Annotated in this window: 21 protein-coding genes; 12 read left to right on the top strand and 9 right to left on the bottom strand. The window is 33.4% G+C overall.

Annotation, left to right across the window (positions count from 1 at the left end):
• Positions 1-141 precede the first annotated feature (141 nt).
• The 4 genes from DAY19_RS04585 to rpmH all read right to left on the bottom strand — a co-directional run bounded on the left by DAY19_RS04585 (position 142) and on the right by rpmH (position 3,781).
• Entirely contained in the window at positions 142-1,716 is a 1,575-nt protein-coding gene (locus DAY19_RS04585) for a tRNA modification GTPase (protein WP_114705994.1), read from the bottom strand.
• A 3-nt stretch (positions 1,717-1,719) separates the two neighbouring features.
• Positions 1,720-3,198, bottom strand: a complete 1,479-nt coding sequence (gene yidC / locus DAY19_RS04590; RefSeq protein WP_114705995.1) for a membrane protein insertase YidC — start codon at positions 3,196-3,198, stop codon at positions 1,720-1,722.
• A 71-nt stretch (positions 3,199-3,269) separates the two neighbouring features.
• On the bottom strand, positions 3,270-3,629 hold the full coding sequence (gene rnpA, locus DAY19_RS04595; protein WP_114705996.1) for a ribonuclease P protein component: 360 nt from the start codon (positions 3,627-3,629) through the stop codon (positions 3,270-3,272).
• Positions 3,629-3,781 (bottom strand): 50S ribosomal protein L34, encoded by a 153-nt coding sequence (rpmH, locus tag DAY19_RS04600; protein ID WP_103218603.1) that lies wholly within the window; start codon positions 3,779-3,781, stop codon positions 3,629-3,631. Before rpmH ends, rnpA begins: the two co-directional genes overlap by 1 nt.
• 241 nt (positions 3,782-4,022) lie before the next feature.
• Between rpmH and dnaA the strand changes: the two genes are divergently transcribed.
• From dnaA to DAY19_RS04640, 8 genes are all read left to right on the top strand, one after another.
• On the top strand, positions 4,023-5,693 hold the full coding sequence (gene dnaA / locus DAY19_RS04605; RefSeq protein ID WP_114705997.1) for a chromosomal replication initiator protein DnaA: 1,671 nt from the start codon (positions 4,023-4,025) through the stop codon (positions 5,691-5,693).
• Positions 5,694-6,510: 817 nt separating this feature from the next.
• Positions 6,511-7,623, top strand: a complete 1,113-nt coding sequence (dnaN, locus tag DAY19_RS04610; RefSeq protein ID WP_114705998.1) for a DNA polymerase III subunit beta — start codon at positions 6,511-6,513, stop codon at positions 7,621-7,623.
• Positions 7,624-7,637: 14 nt separating this feature from the next.
• Positions 7,638-8,720, top strand: a complete 1,083-nt coding sequence (recF, locus tag DAY19_RS04615; protein WP_158536785.1) for a DNA replication/repair protein RecF — start codon at positions 7,638-7,640, stop codon at positions 8,718-8,720.
• A 69-nt stretch (positions 8,721-8,789) separates the two neighbouring features.
• The gene (gene gyrB / locus DAY19_RS04620; protein WP_114706000.1) at positions 8,790-11,252 is read left to right on the top strand and encodes a DNA topoisomerase (ATP-hydrolyzing) subunit B; all 2,463 of its coding nucleotides are present in this window, start codon (positions 8,790-8,792) and stop codon (positions 11,250-11,252) included.
• 21 nt (positions 11,253-11,273) lie between these two features.
• Complete coding sequence (gyrA, locus tag DAY19_RS04625; protein ID WP_114706001.1) at positions 11,274-13,781, top strand: DNA gyrase subunit A; 2,508 nt, start codon at positions 11,274-11,276, stop codon at positions 13,779-13,781.
• The gene (locus tag DAY19_RS04630) at positions 13,762-14,586 is read left to right on the top strand and encodes a tetratricopeptide repeat protein (protein ID WP_114706002.1); all 825 of its coding nucleotides are present in this window, start codon (positions 13,762-13,764) and stop codon (positions 14,584-14,586) included. Before gyrA ends, DAY19_RS04630 begins: the two co-directional genes overlap by 20 nt.
• A gap of 2 nt (positions 14,587-14,588) precedes the next feature.
• A complete protein-coding gene (locus tag DAY19_RS04635) occupies positions 14,589-14,789 on the top strand; it encodes a hypothetical protein (protein ID WP_114706003.1) in 201 nt (66 codons plus the stop codon).
• A gap of 278 nt (positions 14,790-15,067) precedes the next feature.
• Positions 15,068-15,676, top strand: coding sequence for a transposase (locus tag DAY19_RS04640; protein WP_114706004.1), 609 nt, complete (start codon positions 15,068-15,070; stop codon positions 15,674-15,676).
• A 17-nt stretch (positions 15,677-15,693) separates the two neighbouring features.
• On the opposite strand, the gene DAY19_RS04645 is transcribed toward DAY19_RS04640, so the two are convergent.
• Complete coding sequence (locus DAY19_RS04645; protein ID WP_114706005.1) at positions 15,694-16,866, bottom strand: O-antigen ligase family protein; 1,173 nt, start codon at positions 16,864-16,866, stop codon at positions 15,694-15,696.
• Positions 16,867-16,923: 57 nt separating this feature from the next.
• Here DAY19_RS04645 and DAY19_RS04650 point away from each other — a divergent pair, with 57 nt between their 5' ends.
• The 4 genes from DAY19_RS04650 to DAY19_RS04665 all read left to right on the top strand — a co-directional run bounded on the left by DAY19_RS04650 (position 16,924) and on the right by DAY19_RS04665 (position 19,623).
• Positions 16,924-17,292: a hypothetical protein gene (locus DAY19_RS04650; protein WP_114706006.1), complete on the top strand. Its 369-nt coding sequence runs from the start codon at positions 16,924-16,926 to the stop codon at positions 17,290-17,292.
• 3 nt (positions 17,293-17,295) lie between these two features.
• The gene (atpB, locus tag DAY19_RS04655) at positions 17,296-18,099 is read left to right on the top strand and encodes a F0F1 ATP synthase subunit A (RefSeq protein ID WP_199506609.1); all 804 of its coding nucleotides are present in this window, start codon (positions 17,296-17,298) and stop codon (positions 18,097-18,099) included.
• Positions 18,100-18,165: 66 nt separating this feature from the next.
• The gene (locus DAY19_RS04660) at positions 18,166-18,390 is read left to right on the top strand and encodes an ATP synthase F0 subunit C (protein WP_021267602.1); all 225 of its coding nucleotides are present in this window, start codon (positions 18,166-18,168) and stop codon (positions 18,388-18,390) included.
• Positions 18,391-18,576: 186 nt separating this feature from the next.
• Positions 18,577-19,623, top strand: coding sequence for a glycosyltransferase (locus DAY19_RS04665; protein ID WP_133296883.1), 1,047 nt, complete (start codon positions 18,577-18,579; stop codon positions 19,621-19,623).
• Here DAY19_RS04665 and asnB read toward each other — a convergent pair.
• From asnB to DAY19_RS04685, 4 genes are read right to left on the bottom strand one after another with little or no spacing between them, the layout of a single operon-like run.
• Entirely contained in the window at positions 19,616-21,475 is a 1,860-nt protein-coding gene (gene asnB, locus DAY19_RS04670; protein ID WP_114706008.1) for an asparagine synthase (glutamine-hydrolyzing), read from the bottom strand. The two genes, DAY19_RS04665 and asnB, sit on opposite strands and share 8 nt — an antisense overlap.
• 9 nt (positions 21,476-21,484) lie before the next feature.
• Positions 21,485-22,387 (bottom strand): glycosyltransferase, encoded by a 903-nt coding sequence (locus DAY19_RS04675; RefSeq protein ID WP_114706009.1) that lies wholly within the window; start codon positions 22,385-22,387, stop codon positions 21,485-21,487.
• Positions 22,377-23,624, bottom strand: coding sequence for an O-antigen translocase (locus DAY19_RS04680; RefSeq protein WP_114706010.1), 1,248 nt, complete (start codon positions 23,622-23,624; stop codon positions 22,377-22,379). The genes DAY19_RS04675 and DAY19_RS04680 overlap by 11 nt, the downstream gene beginning before the upstream one ends.
• Complete coding sequence (locus tag DAY19_RS04685) at positions 23,621-24,724, bottom strand: DegT/DnrJ/EryC1/StrS family aminotransferase (RefSeq protein ID WP_114706011.1); 1,104 nt, start codon at positions 24,722-24,724, stop codon at positions 23,621-23,623. Before DAY19_RS04685 ends, DAY19_RS04680 begins: the two co-directional genes overlap by 4 nt.
• Positions 24,725-24,850: the final 126 nt, after the last annotated feature.

Raw genomic sequence — 24,850 nt, forward strand, 5'->3', positions numbered from 1 at the left:
AGTTTTTCCAATTTCACACGTGTTCCACGTGGAACTATTACCCTGGCTTGTTCTACGTGGAACAAATGGGCGCAGTTCTAATAATAAAGTTCTACGTGGAACATTTAAGCTATATTTTAAGAAAAATCAATGGTTTATATATTATTTACCGATACAGAAGTTAGTAAATATATGTGTCAGGGTATCATCTGGACTGATAATTCCAATAAGTTCTGCGGTTTTCTTTTCAAGTATTGAAACTTCAGAGGATATGATAGCGATATCATCTAAGTATTTGATATTACTAGAGAATTCACTAAATTTACTATAAATATCATTGATGACAATACGGTGTCTTTCGATTGATATCGGGTCACTATTACGTAATTTCGTATACTTAGATAGTATATCTTGAGTAATTAAGTCAGTTATATGAGGTGGTTCTATAGGACCAGTCTTTTGATTTTTTCCTACTTTTGCCCCTGTAGGACCAGTATTGTCCTGTGGTTCTATAGGACCATTTTTTTGATTTGCCCCCATAGGACCGAGATTAAATTCTTCTAATTCTTTTGGTTCTATAGAACCACTTGTTGTTTTTGGTCCGATAGGACCACTTATTTCAACAAGTCTCCCCTCGCCTTTTGAAGTGTCGGCACTATAGTATTTAATAGCCTTTGGAAGATTTGATTTTAAAGTATCTAAATTTAAATCACCCTCAAACTCATCAAAATGTGTAAAGATAAGAGCATCAAAAAGTGTCTCATTGATATCGTGATATTGGTATTTTTCTACTTCATTTATATTAACTAGAAGAATTTTATAAAATGCATTGTCGATAAGATTACGACTTCTCTTTATTCCTTCTTCTTCAATAACATCAGTTGTATTGCGTAGACCGGCCGTATCCACTAATTTAAATGTTTCATTTCCAAGGCTGATATATTCAGAAATATAATCACGAGTGGTTCCTGCAATATCTGAAACAATTGAGCGGGATTCATCGAGAAATAAATTAAAGAGAGAACTCTTTCCAGCGTTCGGTTCACCACATAGAACTATATCTGGCGACATTAAGCTTTTAGCGTTCACACTTGCACTTCTGTGAAGTGAGCTAATATGCGTACTAATATCAGAAACGGCCTCATCTAAAAGTTTCTGCGACTGTTCCTCCCCTACGTCTTCAGCAAAATCGATATTAATTTCAACTGCAGCTTTCAGTTTTAAAAACTTATCGTAGAGATCAGTGTATTTTTGATAAAGGCTTCCATTTAAAAGTTTAAGTCCTTCATCAAGCATTAGAGAAGAAGAAGCATTTAGGAGAGCATCAAGTCCTTCAACTTGTGCAAGGGAGAGCTTCTTATTCTTTAGTGCTCGATAAGTGAATTCACCATTTTTTGCGAGACGAAAATTACCAGAGTTAATGAATGCATTCATAATACGCTTTAAATTAAGTGTATTTCCATGAGCTGCAATCTCTAATATATTTTCACCATTGTAACTATTAGGTCCCTTAAAATAAGTGATAACTACTTCATCCAGGAAGTTTCCATCAATGTCATAGAGATTAACAAATGTCGCTTTTCTTATTTCAAGTTTTGAAAGGTCTTTTTTGAAAAATGGTCCTATAGAACCAACGAGATCGGTAAAACCAGATAAACGGATAACCCCTATGGCCGTATTCTCACTTAAGCCGGTAGAGCATGCGACAATAGGTTGGTCATCCGTTTGGTATATCATTTTCTATGCGTCTGCTGTTTTATAAACGTATAACTGCTGTGCAATCCCTAAAATATTTGAAACTGCAAAGTAAAGATTTAATCCTGCCGGTAGATCTTTCATAATAAAAATGAAAACAATTGGCATGATATACATAATCTTTTGTTGATTAGGATCTGCTGATGTTGAAGGGTTAAGTCTAGTTTGAGCTAGCATTGTAATACCCATAATCGCAGGCAGAATGTAATATGGATCCTTTGCACTAAGATCAGTTAACCAAAAGTAAAATGGAGAACCAACTAGTTCAACTGAATTTGAAATTGCTTGATAGAAAGCGATGAAAATAGGAATTTGAAGAACCATTGGTAAACATCCACCTAATGGTGAAGCTCCAGATCTTTTAAATAATTCCATTGTTGCTTTCTGTTGCTTCATTGGATCATCAGCATACTTTTCTTTAAGCTTAGCAATTTCAGGTTGAAGTTTTTGCATCTTCTTCATTGAACGGAAAGACTTAGCTTGCAGCGGGTATGTTGCGATACGAATAACAAGTGTTAAAAGAATAATAGCAATACCGTAGTTACCTACATACTTATATACGAATTGCATTGCCTTAAGAATTGGAACAGCAAAAATTCCAAAGATACCAAAATCAATTGAAAGATCGAGTTGATCGTCAAAAGCTAGAAGGTAATCATAATTTTTAAGAGCATATAACATATAACCGTTATAAGTTTTTTTACCACGAACTGTTTGAAAGAAAGCATCTCCACTTTCAGTCGTCAGATAATTAATTGTTTGTTTTTCATTAAATACATTTAAGAATACATGGTGATTAAAATCTAATCCTAACCACTTTAACTTGCCTTCCCCATTCTCATCTGATTCTAAGTTTAGACGTTCAGTATCAACTGTTTGAAGAATATATTGACGGTAAGTTCTGTTATCAGATTGTTTTTCTGATGAAGACATATTGTATGAAAGTCTAAAGTCTTGTGTACCTTCGATTTCATAACTTAAACGCCCATCATCCAGAAGACTTAAACGAATAGAAATATTTTTTTCTAAATCATTTGCAACAACTTCATTTGGTGATGTTTTCTCATCAAAAACAAAATTAAAGTTTTGAAGGTTATTGTTGATATCAATTACTTTAAAAGCAAAGAAGTTATCTTTATCAGATAATTCCTTTAAACTCATGGCCGTTTTATTTCCAGTAGCTGCTTTAAAAGAAAGATCGCTATTTACAGTATAACTATAAGGTCCATTCTCTAAAGTGACACTTTTAAGATTTGTTGCTTTTGCTGAACTCGTAGCAATTGCCTTAGGAGTTGTAGACTCTTGCGAAGTCGTTTCTGACTTTGTTTGAGTTTGAGCTGTTGACTGCTCTTGCTTAACTTGTGTTTGAGTGTTTTGAGTTGGACTAAAAAGCGCTTGCCATGTGAAGACAATAACACCTGCTAATACAAACGCTAAAACGGTGCGTTTTTGATCATTATTCATGCGAGATAACTCCTAAACTGGTAATTATAAGTACAGGATTTTTAACATGCCCTACGGCACTTGTTAACTTTTTATTGCAGTTTTGCGAATGCTCTTTCTAAAGAGATTTTGAGGTCTTTTTTGGGATCTTCGGATTGTTTAAAAAGACGATTAGAAACAACTACCATGATATCTTTCCCATCATTACGATAAGGACTCATACGAAAAAATTCGCGAATTAAACGCTTACAAAGATTGCGCTTATTTGCCTTACCTACTTTTTTGGTAACAGAAAATCCGATTCTAGAAGTTTCAGAATTAATTCGCGATGGCTTATAATAAACTCTTAGCCAGCGATCAGTGATAATTTTTGAATTCTTTCGAAGATAAGAGAAATCTTCAGTTGATAGCAATCTTGAACTTTTATCAAAAGTGCTATCAACTGATTCCATTATTTCTTACCGTGAGAAACTGTAAGTTGCTTACGTCCCTTAGCTCTACGAGCCTTGATAACGTTGCGACCACCAGCTGTTTCCATTCTTTTAAGGAAACCGTGTACTCTCATTCTTTTCTTTCTTTTTGGCTGCCAAGTTCTTTTAGACATCTTCAACCTACCTAACTATAACTGTTAAACTTAAAATTAATATTGTAAGGGCTAGTATTATACCATTTCGCATCACCGGTCAATGGCCCTGTAGATAGTGCAGGCCAAAATATTTGATTTATTTGGCCATGCGTAAAAAACTTATTTTTTTATTGGCCTAGGATTTTGGGCCATGATACAAATTTGCCCCACAACACAGAATTAAAGAAAAATTGACGAGTGCAGCTCAAGGGAATAGATCATGCAGGGAAACTTTCCTTTTAATGAATTTTTAAAAAATTCAAACTCAAACACGAACACACACAATGAATTAGGACACAGTAAAGTTAATAATATTGAAGACTTAGCAAATAAGAACATCATTGAAGATCCCTTCAATATCAAGCAAAGCTTAAATAGTAATCCTTCTCAAGACTACTCTAGCCTATCAGATGACTTCTTTAGTGCCGAAGAGTTAGAGATGATGAATTGTGAAATACATAACTCACTGAAATCACTCATAAATCCACAAAAGTATGCATCGTTTTTTCAAGGTGAATTCTTTCGCCTTGTTAATATTGATGGTGAGAGAGCTACATTCTCAACAACAACAAATTTCATTAAGTCATTCATTGAGAAGAATTTAGAGCAAATTAGCCAAAGTATTGTAAATACGTTAGGTAAATCATACCAAATCGTTATTATTACTAATAATAACAACAACTTAGCTAATAGTAGCCAAACTTCACTATCTCAGAGCTTAAATTCATCTGGTCCTATAGAACCAGCTCAGAATCGACCTAAATCAGCAAATGAAATTTCATTTTCGCTTGATCTAGAGCCTGTACAGGAAGATCTTCTATCAAAGGTAGAATCAAAATATATCGATCACGTAAGTGATGATTATAATAATATTGTAATCGATAAGAGTAAGACGTTTAAGAACTTCGTAATCGGACCATCTAATAATATGGCCTACGCTGCTTCACTAGCAATTGCTAAAAGCCCTGGTAAAGCAGGTAAATACCCTTCACTTTATATTCATTCGAATTCTGGACTTGGTAAGACTCACCTCTTACATGCCATGGCCAACGGAATTCAAAATCAATACCCTCACTTTGTTATCTGCTTAATTACAGCACGTGACTTTATGAAGGAAATGATTGAATCGATTCGCAACAAACAACTTCCAGAATTTCGTCAAAAGTATTCAGAGAAAGTTGATGTTCTTATGATTGATGATGTTCATGAACTTAAAGGCAAAGAAGGAACTCAACGCGAATTCTTCCATATCTTTAATGAGCTTTATCAAAAAGGAAAACAGTTAATCTTCACTTCTGATAAGACACCTCAAGAGATTAATGGTCTAGAAGAGAGAATCAAGACTCGCCTACAATGGGGTCTAGTTGTTGATATTCAAAAGCCAGATATTGAAACAAGAGTTGCTATCATTAATGCTAAGGCAGATGATCTCGACCTATTCCTTTCTGAAGATATTGTTAATCTAATTGCATGTAATGTTAAAAACTCAATCAGAGAGCTTGAAGGTGCTCTAATTAAGCTTTCAGCCTACTCTGATATCATGAAGGTTGATATTGAATTAGAGATGGTTAAAGAGGTTCTTGCTCTTCGAGATTTTGAAGATGAGAAGAAAATTACAATCGAAGGTATTGCTAAGCAAACATCTCAATATTTTAAAATACCTGTTGCTGATTTAAAGTCAAAATCACGTACGAAAGATATTGCTAACGCTCGTTTTGTGGCCATGTACTTATGTCGTAAGCTTGCAAATGCAACTCATGAGGAAATTGGTCGCTTCTTTGGTGGTCGAGATCACAGCTCTGTTGTACACGCAGAACAGAAGATTTCAGAAAGACTATCACAAGATCCCCTACTTTCTAAGACTATTATGACGATTGAAAATCAACTTTAATCACTACTAAATCCAAATTAAATTCTGACTAGTCAAATGACTATCCAAAAATAGGCCACTCAATGAGTGGTCTTTTTTATGTCCAGGATGGACGGTATGTCGACGAGAGGCAGGAGCCGAAGTCGACCTTGATGACTACTCGGCCGTGAGTAAATGATTGGCCAACACTGACAAACACACAATTTAATCCACATGAAATCTGTGAAATGTTGATTATATGACTAGTCAAATGGCCGACAAATTCACAGTAGTATTTGACTAGTCAACTTTGGTCCGACGAGATCACAGTTATCCACGGCCATTAGCGGCCAATTCACGGCCAACAAACTTAATTGTGGATTAATAAATGTATTAAAATTAATAACTTAGAACATATTTTAGAATTTATTCACGGCCGTTAATAATATAATCGACAAAAACGTAGGCCGTGGATAAAAAAGTTATCAACATGTTTGCAAAATGTGAGTAAATGAATGGCCAAATTAATAAAAAGTTAAGCAATTTAACTCGACCTAAAATTATCAACATTTGGCCGTGAGTAAAAATCTAATAACGTCAATATATTGTTACCGAAATGATAATATACGAATGTGTGCATTGAGTTAAAAAAACTAATCAACCATTGCTCACAAATGGGAAATCGAGAGAATGAAGATCTAATAGGGAAGTAGAAGCTTATACACTTTTCCACAGGATTATATATTATATTAATATAAATATATATAAAAAGAGAAACACTTAAAACGCCTATGCTAGCTTGCTAACTGGTGTTTTCCATTATACAACAATAGCACAATTATTTCTGATAGGATTAAAAATGAAGCTTAGGGTAGATACAGATAACTTAAGAGATGCACTAAATAAAATTTTAACTGTAATTGATAAGAAGAATTCAAGACCAATCTTAACTTATACGTTACTAACTGTTAGCAATGAGAAAATATATTTATCAGCTACAGATTTAGAAGTATCAGCAAAGTATTCAATAAATGCATCAACTGAAGGTTCAGCTTCATTTTGTATAAACGCTAAGAATCTATTTGATATATTAAAAGAACTTCCTAACACAGATATCAACATGGAGTTGGAAGAAGGTGAAAATCTTCTAAAAATAAATTGTGAAGATATCCATTATTCACTTTTAATTTATGAATCAGATGAATTTCCAAACCTACATTTTGGAAATGAAAATACATTCAATCTAAATTCAGATGATCTATTAAATCTAATCACAAAAACTTCATATGCTATTTCAAATGATGAAACGAGACTTCACTTTAACGGAATATATTTTCAAGAAGTAGAAGGGAAGTTAAGAGCTGTCTCAACAGACGGTCATCGATTATCACTAATTGAACACGACATAGCAGAACAAAATAATGAAGCACTTATTAATGGAATTATCATTCCAAAGAAAGGTGTATCAGAACTTAGAAAGGTTGCAGAAACTTATCCAGGTGCTAATCTGTTTATTTCTGTTGATGACTCTTATTTATATGTAACAGCTAATGAGCAATACCAATTAGGTATTCGTTTAATTGCTAGAGAATATCCAAAGTATCAAGCTGTAATTCCAGCTAAGACGACTTATTCACTAACAGCTGATAAAGAAACTCTTCAGCATGCTATTAGACGTATTAAAATTATGTCTAATGAGAAATCAAATGCAGTTAAGATCAAGCTTACTGAAAACCATATGACAATCTCTGCTAACCATCCTTCACTTGGAGATGCGAAAGAGACGATCGCTGTTGATTACAATGGTAAGGAGCTTGAAATTGGATTTAATGCACGATTCTTATTAGATTCAATTGCAATTTTAAATTCAGAAAATATTACTTTTGAATTCAATAATGAATTCTCAGCTGTGATTGTAAGATCAAATGATATCCAAAACTATCTTGGAATCATTATGCCACTTAGAATCTAAGAGATTATATTATTTTGAAGCTATCTAAGTTACAGATTACAAACTTCCGTAACCTCCAGCCAGATATTATATCTTTCAATAAGAATATAAATTGTATCTTGGGAGAGAATGGAAATGGTAAGACAAATATATTAGAAGCGCTTCATGTGTTAGTAACTCGAAAATCTTTTCGTAAAAATACAACTTTTCCACAGTTATTAAGTATTGATGGGGATAACCCAGAAATATTATTTTCATCTCTTTTTGAAAATGAAGGTGACCAAATCACTTTTACTGGAAAGATGAATCCTAATGGTTCTTCGTGGACTCTAAATGGAAAGAACACCAAGAAAAAGCTTGATGCAAAATTAGTATTTATTAATCCATTTGATTCATATTCATTTTCTAATATTCCAAGCTTTAGAAGAAAGTGGTTTGATGATCACTTATCACTACTTAGTCGCGATTATAAGAAAGTATTAAATCAGTACAATTCTTCTCTTAGATTTAGAAACGTACTTCTTTCTAAAAAGCCGCCACAATTTAGAGAGCAGCTACAAGTTATTGATCGTCAAATGGCAGATTACGCTTACGAGCTAGTGGCCATGAGAAATCAATTTGTGGCCGAGTTAATTCCATATTGTGAAAAAACTTATCGCGACATTTTTTCAGAAGAACATGAGCTTAATATCCAAGTCGATTCACGCTTTCACGGCTTTTCACCAGATATGATCTTTGATTACATGCAACAAAGACTTGAAAAGGACCTAGTTGTGGGGCATACGACGTATCAAGTCCATAAAGATGACTACGTGCTTCTTTTTGATGGAATGAATGCCTATGAATTCTGCTCTCTAGGCCAACAAAAAATGTCTTATTTGAGCCTCATATTTGCCTATATAGAGCTATTTAGGTATAACTTATACACCTATCCAATTGTACTTATCGACGATGTCTCAGGGGAATTAGACAAAGCGAGATGGGGTAGGCTTGTAAATTTTTTGGAACAACGAGAGTTTCAAGTATTAATTACAACGGCAAATGAAAAATTTAAGGAAGAATTAGAAAAAATTGATGGAGCAAATAAGATCTATATCTCTAATGGATCCATTCACTAATCTATCTTCCAAAAATATATTTTTAAAACAACAACACACTGACACAAGAAATTGGAAGAGAGGTTCCTTTTGGAAAATCAAGAAAATCAAGCAGGAAGTATTGGTAAGGTCGGACAAGAATATGGTGCGAGCCAAATTAGTGTTCTTGAAGGACTTGAGGCCGTTAGAAAAAGACCGGGGATGTATATTGGGGATACTGCTAATCGTGGACTACATCACTGTGTATATGAAATTGTTGATAATGCAGTTGATGAAGCACTGGCAGGCTACTGTAGTGAAATTAAAGTTATTATCCACGTTGATAACTCTGTAACAGTTATCGATGATGGCCGAGGAATACCTGTTGATATCCATCCAAAAGAAGGTGTTTCTGCCGCTGAACTTGTTTACACAAAACTTCATGCAGGTGGGAAATTTAATGAAGATGGTGGAGCTTATAAAGTTTCTGGTGGTCTACACGGTGTAGGTGCATCTGTTGTAAACGCGCTTTCCAAGTGGGTTAAGATTGAAATTAAAAAGCATGGAAAAATCCATCAGGTAGAATTTAATCATGGCGTTACTAAAGCACCTCTTAGCATAGTTGGAGAATTAGAAGATCCAGAGCAAACTGGGACATCTGTAACTTTCAAGCCTGATAATGAAATTTTTGAAGTACATGAATTTAATTACGATACTTTAACAAGTCGTTTTAGAGAGATGGCTTTTCTTAATAGAGGATTAAAGATTGTTGTTAAAGATGAGAGAAATGATAAAAAAGAAGTATTTCATTATGAAGGTGGTTTAATTGAATTTGTTCAGTACTTAAATAGAGCAAAGACTGTCGTTCATAAGGCTCCGATTTATATATCTGAATCTCGTGAAGACTATGAAGTTGAAATCGCAATGCAATGGACGGATTCATACTCAGAAGTTCTTTCAGGTTATGCAAACGCAATTACAACTCCTGGTGGTGGAACACATATCTCTGGATTTAAAACTGCACTAACAAGAGTTGTAAATCAATATGCTAAAGAAAATAATCTTTTAAAGGGAATTAAAGCAAATCTTACTGGAGATGATATGAGAGAAGGTCTTACGGCCATTATCTCTGTAAAGCTTCCTGAACTTCAATTCGAAGGTCAGACAAAAGATAAACTTGGTAACTCTGAAGTCGAAGGGATTGTTAACTCTCTAGTTGGTGATGCTCTTAAGCGCTATTTAGAGGAGAATCCATCAACCGCAAAAACGATTATTAGAAAATCAGTTGATGCAGCCGCTGCAAGAGAAGCTGCACGTCGTGCTCGTGAATTAACGAGAAGAAAATCAGTTCTTGATATGGGTGGCCTTCCAGGTAAGATGGCAGATTGTCAGGAAAAAGATCCAGCACTTTCTGAAATTTATATCGTTGAGGGTGACTCTGCCGGTGGTTCTGCAAAGCAGGGACGTGATAGAAAGTATCAAGCTGTACTTCCACTAAAAGGGAAGATTCTAAACGTTGAAAAAGCACGTTATGACAAAATGCTTGGTAATGCCGAAATTAAAATGATTGTTCAAGCAATGGGAACAGGAATTGGTAAAGGGAATTTTGATATCTCAAAACTTCGTTACCATAAACTTGTTATTATGACAGATGCCGACGTCGATGGGTCTCACATTAGAACTCTAATTCTGACTCTTCTTTACCGTCAGTTCCCAGAACTTATTGAGCAAGGTTATGTGTATATTGCACAACCACCATTATATAAATACAAGAAAGGTAAGAAAGAGATTTATCTTAAAGATGAAAAAGCTCTTGAGACTTTCCTTGTTGCAAACGCAATTGAAGGAACAGCAATTAACTTCAATGGTGAAATGATTGAAGAAGACACGGCCAAAGGCTTAGTTAATAAGTTTTCTCAATACGATAAGACACTTAAGTCTTACGATATTCACTTTGATACTCTTCTTCTAAGACATTTAATTGAAGAAATTGGAATTAGAGCTGCTGACTTAAAAGATAAAGCAAAATTAGAAAAAATTGTTACTGACTTAGATACACACTTCAAAGCAAATGAAGCTGAAACATTAAGAAATTATGCTTTTACTATCGAAGAAGATAAAGAGCATGAGAGTTTTCAACTTCGTATTACTGTTAAAACGACAGCTCGTACAAAGAAATTTAAGCTTTCTTCTTACTTCCTTGAATCTTCAGAGTATGCAGATTTAATTAATCTCTATGATGGAATTCAAAAGTACAAAGTAGGGAAGTTCTTATATCAACCTGAAAAAGGTAACTCGAGAGAATTTGGAACATTACGTGAATTTGCTAGTTTTGTTATCGATGATGCAAAACAAGGTGCATATATTCAACGTTATAAGGGTCTTGGTGAGATGAACCCTGAGCAACTTTGGGAAACTACAATGAATCCTGAAAATCGTACTCTTCTACAGGTTAAGATTGAAGATACGATTGAAGCAGATTCTGTATTCTCTGTTCTAATGGGTGACCAGGTAGAACCAAGAAGACAATTCGTTGAAGAAAATGCACTTAATGTAAGGAACCTAGACGTTTAAACGTTTTGCGAGGATTAAGAAATGACTGATGAAACAAATACAGTAGATAATGGTGACGGTGGAAATCACAATCACGGAAATATTCAACAAATCGGTATTCGCGATGAAATGAAAAATTGTTACCTCGATTACGCTATGTCTGTAATCGTTGGGCGTGCACTTCCAGACGTACGTGACGGGATGAAGCCAGTTCACCGTCGTTGTCTGTATGCGATGCACTCACTTGGTAACTATCACAATAAACCATTTCTAAAATCTGCCCGTGTTGTCGGGGATGTTATTGGTAAGTATCACCCACACGGTGACTCTGCGGTTTATAATACAATCGTTCGTATGGCCCAAGATTTCTCAATGAGATATCCAATGGTTCAAGGTCAAGGTAACTTCGGTTCAATTGACGGTGATAACGCTGCAGCCATGAGGTATACAGAGATCAGAATGCAAAAGCTTTCTGAGGAGATGCTAAAAGACTTAGATAAGGAAACAGTTGATTGGCAACCTAACTACGATGACTCTTTAAAAGAGCCAACAGTTCTTCCATCAAAGATTCCTAATCTTCTAGTTAATGGATCTGCTGGTATTGCCGTAGGTATGGCCACAAACATTCCACCACATAACTTAACAGAAGTTATGACAGCACTTACTCAACTTGTTGATAATCGCGATATGACGATTGATGAAATCATGCAAGTTATTCCAGGTCCTGACTTTCCAACTGCAGGAACGATCCATGGAACTGAAGGTATCCGCTCTGCCTATAAAACAGGTAAGGGTGTTGTTCAAATGCGTGCAAAAATGGATGTGGAAACACATGGTAAGAAACAAGATCGTGAAAGAATTGTTATTACTGAACTTCCATACCAAGTTAATAAAGCAAAACTAATTGAAAAGATTGCTGACCTAGTAAATTCTAAGTCACTTGTTGGGATCTCTGATCTTCGTGATGAATCTTCACGTGAAGGTATTCGTGTTGTAATTGATCTTAAAAAAGGTGAGATTGCTACAGTAATCATGAATAAGCTTTATAAGCAGACTGCTCTTCAGTCTTCTTTTGGTATTATCTTCCTTTCAATCGTTAACTCTTCTCCAAAAGTTCTTAATATTAAAGAACAACTTGAGTGTTTCATTGATCACAGACGTGAAATTATTATTCGTCGTACAGTTTATGAATTGAAGAAAGCACGTGAAAGAGCGCATATCTTAGAAGGTTTAAAAGTAGCTGTTGAAAATATTGATGAAGTTGTTGAGATGATTAAAAAGTCTGACGGGCCAACAGATGCTCGTGAGAAATTAATGTCAACATTCTCATTAAGTGAAATTCAAGCTCAAGCAATTCTTGATATGAGACTTCAACGTCTAACTGGTCTTGAAAGAGATAAGATCATTGCAGACTATGAAGCAATTATGAAAGAGATTGCACGTTTAGAAGGTATCTTAGGTTCTGAAGAAAAAATTAAAAATATCATCAAAGAAGAGTTCACTGAAATCATTGAAAAATATGGAGATGAAAGAAGAACTGAAATCGTTGCAAAAGCAGACGAAATTCAAATTGAAGATTTAGTTGCAAAAGAAGAGATGATTGTAACAATCACTCATAAGGGATACGTAAAACGTATGCCACTTGATACTTACAAAGCGCAAAAGCGTGGTGGAAAAGGTGTTAAGGGTGCTGCTAATGAAGATGATTTCTTCACAAATATTTTTACAGCTAATACACATGATAAGCTTCTATTCTTCACATCTCGTGGACAAGTTTTCTCTAAGAAAGTTTATGAGATGCCAGAAGGAACTAGAACTTCTAAAGGTAGAAATATCGCTAACCTAATCCAAATCCCAAGTGGAGATCGTGTAACAGAAATTATTAGAATTCCACACGATATGGATATGGAAGAGAAGTACTTAATTTTTGCAACTAATAAAGGTCTTGTTAAGAAGACGGCCCTTTCTGAATACTCTAATGTTAAGCAGTCAGGTCTAATTGCAATTAAGCTTCAAGATGGTGATTATATTGTAAATGTTAGAATCAATGATGGTTCAAAAGATATTCTTCTTTGTTCATCAGCTGGTAAAATTATCCGTTTCGACACTTCAGATGCTCGCGCTATGGGACGTGTTTCTCAAGGTGTAAAAGGGATTAATATCAATGCTGAAGAAGAGCGTATTATCGGAATGGAATTAATTGATGATAATATGGAAATTCTATCGGTAACTGAAAATGGGTACGGTAAACGTACTGAATCTTCACAATATCGTAAGCAAACTCGTGGTGGGAAAGGGATTCTAGCGATGAGACTTACTGATAAGAATGGTGAGATTGTTCAGATTAAGCCTGTTATTGAATCTGATGATTTAATGATCATTACAGACCGTGGTCAGGTTGTTAGAACTAAGGTTTCTGGAATTTCTCTAATGGGTCGTGCAACACAAGGTGTACGTCTTATTAAGCCAAAAGAAGGTGAGAAGGTTGTTTCAATCGCTAAGATTGTTGAGCCAGAAAACGACGGAATTGATGAAAATACTGAAGAATAATTTTCACATACTTAAAAGGGCCGGCCATGTGCTGGCCTTTTTAGTTTTAGGACTTTTCATGTCTGCTTGTGACTTCACACCAAGAATTCACAAGGATATTTTAATTGCTCAAAATTATATTACTAATCAAGAATATGCCCTGGCGGTGAAGCAGTATCATAAGATACTTGAGATGGCGCCAAATGATGAAATTAAAATTAAAGTTAATTACCAAATAGCAGAACTTTATTCTGTTTCTCTAGGACAATACTATAAGGGTATTGCTTTCTACGAAAAAATTCCAAAGCTTACAACAGATCCAGTTTGGCTTGTAAAAACACAAGAAAGAATTGGTGAGATTGCTTTTTTATATATCAATGACTATGAGAAAGCCGCTGATGTTTACAGTAAGCTTTCAGACTTTAGACCTAAGCTTTCTAATCATGATCTCTATGAATATCGCTTAGCAATTTCTTATATCAAATTAAAAAAATATGATATGGCCACAAAGCATTTGGTTACGATGCATAATAACGGTAACCATAAATACTTTGTGGATAGCTTTTATCAATCTGGTGTTCTCTATTTTGATAAGCAAGAATGGAACCGCGCTATCCAATATTTTCGTGAATACATAAAACGTGAAGACCGCCGTGATTTAAAAGTCCGTGCAATATTTCTAATGGCAAATTGCTATGAAACAATTGAGCGTTTGAAAACTGCATACGATCTCTACTATTCAATCTTAGGTGAATACCCAAATAATAAAGTTATTCAAGAACGACTTAACTCTGTTTATGAACGACGTGTAGCAAGGAAGAGATAACGATGGCGCTTTTCGATCCAAAGTGGATTAAACCCATGGCCCTTGCAATGTCGCTTCCATCAACTGCCTTGATCGTTGCTTGGGGCCTATGGGAAATGGTTGATGCCAATATCATCACTCAAAGTTGGGCCATTTTTATATTCCTGGCCGCAATTGGAAATATTTTAATCTCAATGGTTATTTTTGCTTTGAAAAAAAAGTAGGGTACGTCGATACTTTTCGAAGTTTTGAGCACTTAACTGTTTTTGTAATTCATTAATTCAAAGTTTAAAGCTTAATTCGGCTATAAATTAAGATATTCATGTTATTTTCTTGTAGATTAATTCAATTAGTTTCTCTTATGACATTCTTTCGTACTAAAAAATTTGTAACTTATTGATAATGTCAAAAGTATCGACGTACCGATTAACAAAAATGAAATATATTATCAATTGAGCATTCTTTAATTCATTTTTTTTAATGTTTAGTGGATAAGCTTTGCATGCCTAGAAAAAAGAGAGTTTTCCAACATCATTATCCATATCACGTTACACGACGAACAAATAATCGTGATTGGTTTAATCTTCCATTGTTTGAAGTGTGGGATCTTATTAAAGATTCATTTAAATATGCTCAAGACAATGCACCTGTAGTTATTCACGCTTTTGTTTTAATGGATAATCATTATCATTTATTAATCTCAACTCCTAAGTGTAATCTGCACCATTTCATGATGTATTTTAATCGTAGAATATCACGAGAAATAAATAGACGTAGTAAAAGAGAGAATCATTGTTTTGCTAACGAATATAAAGCAACAATTGTTGATGATCAAAGATACTTACGTTCAGTTTATCGATATATTTATCAAAATCCAATTAGGGCCAAGATTACTGATGATATATTTAGTTATCCTTATTCTTCTTTGCATTTTTCCTCATATGAAGCAAAGTTATTCAACTTTAAACCGCATTTTCACTTCGCAAAAGAAAAGGCAAATATTGAAAAAAGATTTTCTTGCGATATGGAAAGAATAATACGCTTAGGACTTCGTCGAAATAGATTCCAAATTTCGGAGAAAAATAGAAGTATAGCAAGTCGATACTTGTAAAAGTATCGACGTACCTTTTACGCTTTTTTCCTAATAAATAACATTCCATACATGATAAATAATATTGAAGTCACCGGACCGATGTAAAGTGGAGCATCAGTCATAGTAATAGATAAATAGGTCGCAAAACCTGGTAAGGTAATGAGAAAGCTTTCTCTGAAGCTAAGTAAATATGTTAGAAGCCAACCTCCAAAGAAAAGTACATAGGCAATTGTTCCTATAGAACCAGTCATGGCCATAGCATCTAGGAATTGATTATGAGAGTGTTCCTTGCAAAAACGTGGCTTGATATCATTTTCATTTTGTATATCAGGGCAAACGGCTTCGTAATTTCTAAGTCCATAGCCTAGTACTGGTTTATCCTCATACATTCTTAGTGCTGTTTTAAAGAGTGCGATTCGATAAGAGTCACTATTATTATTTTTCTTAAAGCGATAAATACCCAGATCAACTTGATTGATGACTACATACCCAACAGCTCCAGCGAGTATTGCACCTAAGATTAGACCAGCTGAGAAGATCTTTTTATTTGTGTAATAAAAAATAAATGGCAAACAAGCGATAAACGAGAGAATTGCTCCACGTGTATAAGAATAATAAAGTCCGATAAGGTTAATAATCAAAGTAATGATAAGAACTTTAGTATCGACGTAGCTTTTGAATTTAGAGCGGTGTACTAATGCAGCAAGTGTCATGGCAGAGATCATGGCTATCGGGTAAGAGTAGTACATAGCTCCACCCATTAGAGCACCTTGATTTCTTCCGTAAGTATCGACAGTAAATTTCACAATATTATAGTGAAAGAGAACTTGGATAACACCTACGAATGAACTAAATGCACTTAGAGTTAACGTCCAAAAAATTAAACGCTTAATCCATTTTTCACTAAGCATATGGCCATATTGATAGAATCCACCGGCAAAAATAAGTGGGATAAAATAATACTTAATTTTCGAATAACTACCTGCTCCATTTACAAGAACTGAGAGAATAAGAATGAAAATAAATGCAGAGAAGAAAATCTGTAATTTGTTCTTAAAAACTTCTTTGTAAGAATCTTTTGATACGTAGAATGCTAAAATGACAAAAAGCAGCATTCCTATTGTTGAAAATGCCTTATAGAAAATTGTCATTGTTAAGTAGAAGAAGATCGCCCAAGCAAGTAGATTTGCCTTCTTAGTCTCTGTCATATTTTATTCCCGTCAAAAGTATTTGAAATTAAGAGAAATTATAGTAACTATGCGTTCATGTTTAAAGAATTAATTAATAAGATTAGCTTTAGTCGCTATTTTATTTTATCTCTTCCATCAGCTGCAATTTGTCTCTTTTTTCTTACATTTGGAAAAGAATGGTTAGCGTTCGGGATCATTTATGCGGCCACTGTAATATATTTAGTCATGTTTTGGATGGCCGTAGATGAGCTGATAAAGCCACATCGCGTTGAAGGTTATAAGGCCAATAAGAAGTATCTAGCGTTTTTATTTATAGGGAAGACTGCAATTTTAATTGGTGCCTTATTATTTAGTGTACAAATTCTGGAAAGTAAGATAATTATACCGGTAATAAATTATTTCTTAAATATATTTGTGCTGGGCGCCAGCATCAGAAAGGACTAGTTAATGAAAAAAATGGCCCTTCTTTTATCGACTCTATTAGCGACAAATGCACATGCAGCAGGTGGATTCCTTTGGTTAGGTGAACTATCACAGGCTCTAGGAGCTAGCTATGTGGATCACATCTTCACAAAGTCATTCGTTGCAATTTTAATTCTTTTAATTGCTCTAGCTTATAGATTAAGAGTATCAAAAATGACTCTTGATGAAACAGTAGTCCCTGACAAAGGAATTACTCTTAGAAACTTAGTTGAGATGTATGGTTCATTCATCTACACTCAATGTCGTGCTGTTCTTGGTGAAGAAGATGCACCTAAGTATTTTAAATTCATCGCATTCCTATTTATCACAATTTTCCTAGCAAACGTTATTGGTCTTATTCCAGGTTTCTTACCTCCAACAGAATATATCAATACAACGTTAGCTCTTGGTGTTCTTTCATTTGTTTACTACAACATCAAAGGTTGTAAAGAACTTGGAACTATGAACTACCTTGCTCACTTTGCTGGGCCTTTATGGTATATGGCAATCTTAATTTTCCCAATTGAGATTCTTTCAAACTTTATTCGTCCTCTATCTCTAGCACTACGTCTTAGAGGTAATATGATGGGTGACCACCACGTACTTACAACATTCCTTAACCTTGAAATTCTTGGTGTAAATGTTGGTATGTTTGGTGCTGCTATCCCATTCTATTTACTTGGACTTCTAGTTTGTTTTATCCAAGCTTACGTATTTACAATGTTATCAATGGTTTATATTAGCTTAGCAACTGCTCACCACGATCATGATGAGCACCACGCGCACTAATAAAAACTTAAACTTATTAATTTAACTGTTACTTGATCAAAGTAACTAACGTTTTAGGAGACTATTATGGAAAACACTCAAGCAATTAAGTACATCGCGTATTTCTTAGCAATGGCTATCGCTGCATACGGTGGTACTGCTGCACAATCAAGAGCTGCATCTGTTGCTCTAGAAGGTATCGCAAGAAACCCATCTGCTGCTGACAAGATTCAAACACCAATGATCCTTGGTCTAGCACTTATGGAATCACTTGTAATTTTCGTACTTATCTCAGTATTCCTTGCTGGATAATTTCGAAACACAAATTCGATTTTAAAAGGAAGGCAGTCGTAAGACTGCCTTTTTTGTTTTTCTAGTATTACTTTATCAATCTTTCAATCTGTATAGGCTTAGGTGTTTGTAAGTTATTAGTCTTTCTAATATAATTATTTAATTTATAGATGAACTATTGCATTAAGAATAAGGGTGTTTATAGCTATGAATCATATTTTGATCGGAACTCTTGAGCAGGGAGGAGCTGAAAGGCAGGTCTCCTATTTATCTAGGGAGGACTTTATTGATTCTGTGTTCTCTTTCTCTAATTCAAATTTTTATCAAATACCTAAACATAAAACTATATTGTCAAAGCTTCACATGAATAAGTTTGCCTTACTACTTTTAGCTCCACTATTTATAGCTAGAATAATTAGAAAAGGTGACACGATAATCTCATTTATGGAAATGAGTAATATAATTAATATTTTAACGAAAATTTTCAAAAAGCATAAGGCTGTGATTAGCATTCGAACGAACTTAAATAGGTTTAATAGGGGTTTTGTTAGATCATTTTTTTTAAAGTTAATTTTATTTTTATATAGATATGCAGATTTAGTTGTAATTAATTCTGAAGAAGGAAAAAGGATTTTAATAGACCTGGGCCTATCAGATAAAAAAATAAAGGTTTTACCAAATGCACTTGATTTAAGCTCTGTTGTTAATCTTCAATCTAAGGAAAAAGTTAGTAAGAGAATAATATTCTGTGGTCGATTTAATAAAATTAAAAATATCAGTGGCTTATTAAATGTGTTTAAAGCTTTGATAAGAAAGGATTCTGAATTTAAATTATACATGATTGGTGATGGTCCATTAAGATCTAATATAGAAGATTTTATATATGAAAATGGGCTATCAGGTAATATTACTTTAGTAGGTTTGCAGAAAAACCCTTTTAAATACTTCAATCCTGGATCTATTCTCTTATTAACATCATTTAATGAAGGTTTACCAAATGTTTTAATTGAAGCGTTAGCATGTGGTCTACCTGTCATTTCTAGTGATTGTAAAACTGGTCCTAGAGAAATTATAGCTGACAAATATGGTGTCTTGTTACCAATTCCTATTAGTTCTAAGGAATTTGATCAATGGGCAATCAAGATATTAGAGACCAGTAAAAATTATGCTGAATTTAGCAAGTTGTCGTTAGAGAGAGCTGAGGACTATGAGCTAAGAAGTATTATGAATAAGTGGCGACTACTTATTACTTAGATTCTACATATTCTTGATACCATTCATTGAAAATAATTATATCCCAAAGTGGTCTTGACCAATTTCTAATACCATTCATATGCTCATTATATAATTTTTTAACTACTGATTTATCTAAATATGAATTATCTTTTAAAATAATTGGAGTCGCCCATTCTTTTAGTTCATTACGGAGCCACTTTTCAATCGGAACAGAGAATCCTTTCTTTGGTCTTTCAATAAGTTTTTTATCTACATACTTATAAAGTATTTCCCTTAAAATATACTTTCCTTGACCCTCATGTACCTTGTAATCTATTGGAAGCTTTAGTGAGAATTCAATTATACGTTTATCTACTAAAGGTGCTCGTGTTTCCAAACTTGTGCTCATAGAGGCTCTATCGACTTTCGTGAAGATATCGCTAGGAAGGTAAGTTTTCATATCGAATAAACACATTTGGTCATAAAGGTTTACACCATTGTCGAAACGATAGTGAGTTAATTGATTATTGCCTTTTATTAGTGGGTTAATGTTATTCCAATGATTAAGGAAGTATTTATATATCTCAATATCAGACTTACTTTCAAATAAGTCATTAAGCTTTTCTGCTTTATGATAGGAAATAGGAGATAGATCTTTTATTAGAGGTATATTTAATGTTGGAGTAAGTAATTTTAGTGCTTTCTTTAACACATAGGGTATATTTTTATTATATTTTTTAAGTTTATTGGTCATTAAATATCTTTCATAACCACAAAAAACTTCATCACCACCATCTCCACTTAAACATACAGTAACATGCTCTTTTGTAAGTCTCGATAATAGTAGTGTTGGTAACTGAGAAGAGTCCGCAAACGGTTCATCGTAAATTTTTTTGATATCATGAACTAATGAAATACAATCCTCAGGCTTTGTGTATAGCTCTGTGTGATTTGTTTTTAAATAGTTAGCAACTTCTTTAGCATAGACTGCTTCATTATATTTTGGATCCCTAAAGCCAATACTAAATGTGTTAATAGGCTTTGTGGAAATATTTTGTGCAATAGCTGACACGAGAGATGAGTCCACTCCCCCTGATAAGAAACTTCCAATTGGAACATCTGAGTCTAATTGCTCATCTATGACTTCTTTCAAAATTTCATCTAAATCTTTTATGGCAGAATTAAATGTTTTTCTGTAGCTACCTTTTGATTTATTATATTCTTCATCTAACGACCAATAGTAGAATGATTTTTCTTTAAGATTTAAAGTATTTATTTCAACTATTTGACCTGGTTCAACTTTAGATACGTTTTCAAATATAGAGGATTTTTCATTAATATAGCTACTGGAAAAGAAACTTTCTAAACCCTTCTCACTTACTTCTTTTTTTATAAATGGTTCAAATGACTTTAATTCTGATGAAAAATAAATAGTTTGAGAATCATTGTATTTATATAGCGGTTTTTCTCCGATTCGATCTCTGCACAAATATATGACTTGTTTCTTTGTGTCATATACTGAAAAAGCAAACATACCAATAATTTCTTCACATGCTCTTTTTATTCCGATTAGTTCAATTAACTCTATAAGTACTTCAGTGTCACTAGTTGATAAGGTATGTATTTTATATTTTCTTTTGAGTTTTTGATAATTGTATATTTCACCATTAAACACAATTATGTATCTTTTACTTTTGGTAAACATTGGTTGTGAACCATTTTCTGATAAGTCATGAATAGATAATCGAGTATGTCCTAGCGTTGCGTTTTGTATCTGTACATAACTAGATGAATCAGGACCTCTGTGTTTTATATGCTCATTCATTTGAGAAATTTTAGATTTCATAGAATAAGGATTACTGAGTGATACAATGCCATTAATTCCACACATTAATTACACCTATTTGAACTTGTATTTTGTGAATGTTAAATAGTATACTATTAAAGCTATTAGTGCTTTTAAATTTATTCTAATCGAAAGAGAGTATTTTAAACACTCTAGGTAGTTCATCTTATTTCTGAGAGAGAAAATTATTTGAGATTGTCTAAATCTAATCTCATTAAAATATTTAATTGAGTTTTTTATTAGGTAATTACATGTGTTTAAATGATCTATATCTGCCTGTGATATATTATTTGTTTTAAGTGTAACGTTGTTAGAGTGTCTACGGTATTTTCCTAGCACTTCATTTATATAAATAGCGGTTCCATTACCTATTGTCTCAATCCAGTATAGCCAATCTGCAGCAACAGGAAGGTACTTGTAAAATCCATGTGGCGGGGTTGCAGAACGTCGAACCATGTTAGAACAAGCTCCATTTATACAACCGAGTTTAATTAGATCTTTTTTTTGATAATTGCTTCTTTTTAAATTTGAAAATAGAAATAGGGTTTTCCCTGATTCAGAATCAAAAACATCCAAATTATGAAAAACAATATTACAGTCACTATTACTTTCTAATATCTCTACTTGTTTCCTTATCTTACCAGGTAACATTAAATCGTCACCACCAAGCCATGCTATATACTTTCCTTTACAGTTGAAGTGAGCTTTATTTGTATTAGCAGTTACACCTTCATTTATGTTAGATGTTATTATTTTAATTGATATGTTGGTTTTACGATTTTTTATAAAATTATTAATAATTGCAACAGTATTATCAGTGGAATTATCATCTGAGATTACAATTTCTACATTGTTATAGTCTTGAGATAATACTGAGTCCAAACACTCAGTAATAAATTTTTCGTGGTTATAGGTTACAATTGCAACACTAACTAATGGGTTATTTCTATTTTGCATATTTTTTTAATATTATTCTAACTGTTATAAAGTAAAGACTATAGTTTATTAAGTAAGCAGTATTTATACCATGAAGCCCCCAATAATTTATAAGTATTTTAGATAGTATTACAAATAATAAAGAGTATGTAATTTCTGTAGATATAAACCATCTAGCAGCTCCTTTTGAGAGCATTGGGTATGCATATAACCAACTGTATACTTTAATTATGTCTCCACTTAATTGTATTAGAAAATAGTCCCTTGCAGGTAGGAATTTTTCACTAAATAGTAGTATTATTACTAAGTCTCGAGCTAAATATATAATTAATGTACCTGATAATATTATTGGCATAACAATCTTAGATACTTTATTTATTTCGCTTTTTAATTCAGAATATTTTTCTAATTTACTAAGCTTTGGTAAATAATATGTTCCTAAAGAAATAGTAATGACTTTAATATATACTTCAGATATGCGCCAAACCGATTGCCAGATTCCTGCAGCTTCCCACCCTTCTTTTTCTATAATTGTTTTACGCACTAGTGCTATGGCGAAAGGGAATAAAGTACTAGAAACGATAGCCATCGCAACATATTTTAAGATATTTAATACATGCTCCTTTTCTATTTTTTGCGTTAATACTCTAAATTTAAACCAAGTCTTTTGGTAAGTGATGAGAACACCAATAAGCCCAATTATTGCATATTGTATACTTATACCTATCAAGGCTCCTTGAGTAGAAAAATAATAGATCATGCCAATTATCAGCGTCGTTGATAGAAGCGTAGATATAACAGTTACTTTTGCGTAGTCTCTATACTGTTCTTTAGCATTTAGGATAGATGTTATTAATGTTCCTAAACTAGTTATGGGCAATATTGAACAGATAAGAATTATTAAATTTTTATATTTTTGATCATCAAGAAAGTATAGTGAAATTTGCTCTGAAAAAATAAGCGTGATAGGTAGAATTATTATATATATTAAAAAGACTATTCTTAGGCTTGCTGTCCACCATTTCGAATAATACTCATATTCTTTGTTATTATATTTAGCAGTATATTTAATGATCCCTGCACTAGTTGGTGAATTGATGATTCCCGTTAACATTGTTACAATTGACTGGATCTGACCAATGAGTGCTATTCCTGTAGGGCCTAAATGAACAGAAATGATTTTTCCTATTAAAAAGCCACAGCCCATTTTAATTAATGTTAGTGAGCCGGATAAGGATGCAACTTTTAATAGCTTCATAATTTAAAAGAGTTGATACTTTCAATAATTTGATCAATATCTTTAACTGTTAAGTTAGGGTCAATTGGAATAGATAGTACTTTGTTATGGAGTGACTCTGTTATCGGTAGGTGAAGATTACTAATTTCTTTATAAGCCTTTTGTTTATGTATTGGTATTGGGTAATGTATTAAAGTATTAACATTATTTCTTCTCAAATGTTCAATTAGCTCTTCTCTATGATTAGTTTTTATAACGTATAAGTGCCACACATGTATGTTGTATTGAGCGATATGTGGTAGAGTTATCAGAGGGTTGGTGATTTCTGTAGAATATCTTTTAGCTATATTTTGTCTTGTAATTGTTTCGTCATTTAAATATCTTAATTTTACATTCAAGAATGCCGCTTGAATTTCATCAAGCCTATTGTTTCTACCCTTGTATATATGTTCGTACTTTTTCTCAGAACCATAGTTACTTAATGCCTTAATAACTTCATATAGCTTCTTGTTGTTTGTAGTTATTGCTCCTGCATCTCCTAGTGCTCCAAGGTTTTTTCCAGGATAAAAACTAAATGCCGCAGCATCTCCCCAGCTTCCTGCTGGTTTTGATCTATGTGTAGCCAAATGTGCTTGTGCTGAATCTTCAAGAAGTAAGATAGAAGAATTTTTAGTGAGTTCAGAAATTTCACTCATATTTGCCATTTGTCCATATAAATGTACAACGATAACAAGTTTAGTTCTTTGACTTATGTGCTTTCTTATTTCTTTTGCTGTAATATTAAATGTTTTACTACAAGGTTCGATTAATATAGGCTTCAATCCACAACTTGAAATTGCAAGAATAGTTGCAATAAACGTGTTCGCTGGTACAATTACTTCATCACCACTTTTAAGAAAACCTATTTCTTTCCATGCTAAAATACATAGCACTAAGCTATCTAAGCCATTGGATGTACCAACACAATATCTTGTCTCAGTTATTTTAGAAAATGATTCTTCAAACTCCTTAACCTGATCACCATTTATAAAGTATCCCGATTCTAATACTCCATTAAAAGCTTTAATAAGCTCATCTTTATATTTTAAATTTTGTTTTTTTATGTCCAAAAAAGGTATCAAGTTTTCTTCCACTAGTTTTGTTTGTTTTTGATGTAATTCACTATATTGCTATATGAGTTTAAAAGTGAAATATCATCTGTTGGTATATCAATGTTAAATTGAGACTTTAGTTCAATAATTATGTTT

It is taken from the genome of Halobacteriovorax vibrionivorans, from assembly GCF_003346865.1.
GTDB classification, from domain to species: domain Bacteria; phylum Bdellovibrionota; class Bacteriovoracia; order Bacteriovoracales; family Bacteriovoracaceae; genus Halobacteriovorax_A; species Halobacteriovorax_A vibrionivorans.

Bases quoted from the DNA above. Each gene is read 5' to 3' on its own strand.
- DAY19_RS04675 (WP_114706009.1), bottom strand. From the start codon at position 22,387: ATGCAAAATAGAAATAACCCATTAGTTAGTGTTGCAATTGTAACCTAT.
- rnpA (WP_114705996.1), bottom strand. From the start codon at position 3,629: ATGGAATCAGTTGATAGCACTTTTGATAAAAGTTCAAGATTGCTATCA.
- DAY19_RS04660 (WP_021267602.1), top strand. From the start codon at position 18,166: ATGGAAAACACTCAAGCAATTAAGTACATCGCGTATTTCTTAGCAATG.
- gyrA (WP_114706001.1), top strand. From the start codon at position 11,274: ATGACTGATGAAACAAATACAGTAGATAATGGTGACGGTGGAAATCAC.
- DAY19_RS04630 (WP_114706002.1), top strand. From the start codon at position 13,762: ATGAAAATACTGAAGAATAATTTTCACATACTTAAAAGGGCCGGCCAT.
- DAY19_RS04680 (WP_114706010.1), bottom strand. From the start codon at position 23,624: ATGAAGCTATTAAAAGTTGCATCCTTATCCGGCTCACTAACATTAATT.
- DAY19_RS04585 (WP_114705994.1), bottom strand. From the start codon at position 1,716: ATGATATACCAAACGGATGACCAACCTATTGTCGCATGCTCTACCGGC.
- DAY19_RS04665 (WP_133296883.1), top strand. From the start codon at position 18,577: ATGAATCATATTTTGATCGGAACTCTTGAGCAGGGAGGAGCTGAAAGG.
- DAY19_RS04645 (WP_114706005.1), bottom strand. From the start codon at position 16,866: ATGACAGAGACTAAGAAGGCAAATCTACTTGCTTGGGCGATCTTCTTC.
- rpmH (WP_103218603.1), bottom strand. From the start codon at position 3,781: ATGTCTAAAAGAACTTGGCAGCCAAAAAGAAAGAAAAGAATGAGAGTA.
- asnB (WP_114706008.1), bottom strand. From the start codon at position 21,475: ATGTGTGGAATTAATGGCATTGTATCACTCAGTAATCCTTATTCTATG.
- DAY19_RS04650 (WP_114706006.1), top strand. From the start codon at position 16,924: ATGTTTAAAGAATTAATTAATAAGATTAGCTTTAGTCGCTATTTTATT.
- yidC (WP_114705995.1), bottom strand. From the start codon at position 3,198: ATGAATAATGATCAAAAACGCACCGTTTTAGCGTTTGTATTAGCAGGT.
- dnaA (WP_114705997.1), top strand. From the start codon at position 4,023: ATGCAGGGAAACTTTCCTTTTAATGAATTTTTAAAAAATTCAAACTCA.
- DAY19_RS04640 (WP_114706004.1), top strand. From the start codon at position 15,068: ATGCCTAGAAAAAAGAGAGTTTTCCAACATCATTATCCATATCACGTT.
- DAY19_RS04635 (WP_114706003.1), top strand. From the start codon at position 14,589: ATGGCGCTTTTCGATCCAAAGTGGATTAAACCCATGGCCCTTGCAATG.
- atpB (WP_199506609.1), top strand. From the start codon at position 17,296: ATGAAAAAAATGGCCCTTCTTTTATCGACTCTATTAGCGACAAATGCA.
- dnaN (WP_114705998.1), top strand. From the start codon at position 6,511: ATGAAGCTTAGGGTAGATACAGATAACTTAAGAGATGCACTAAATAAA.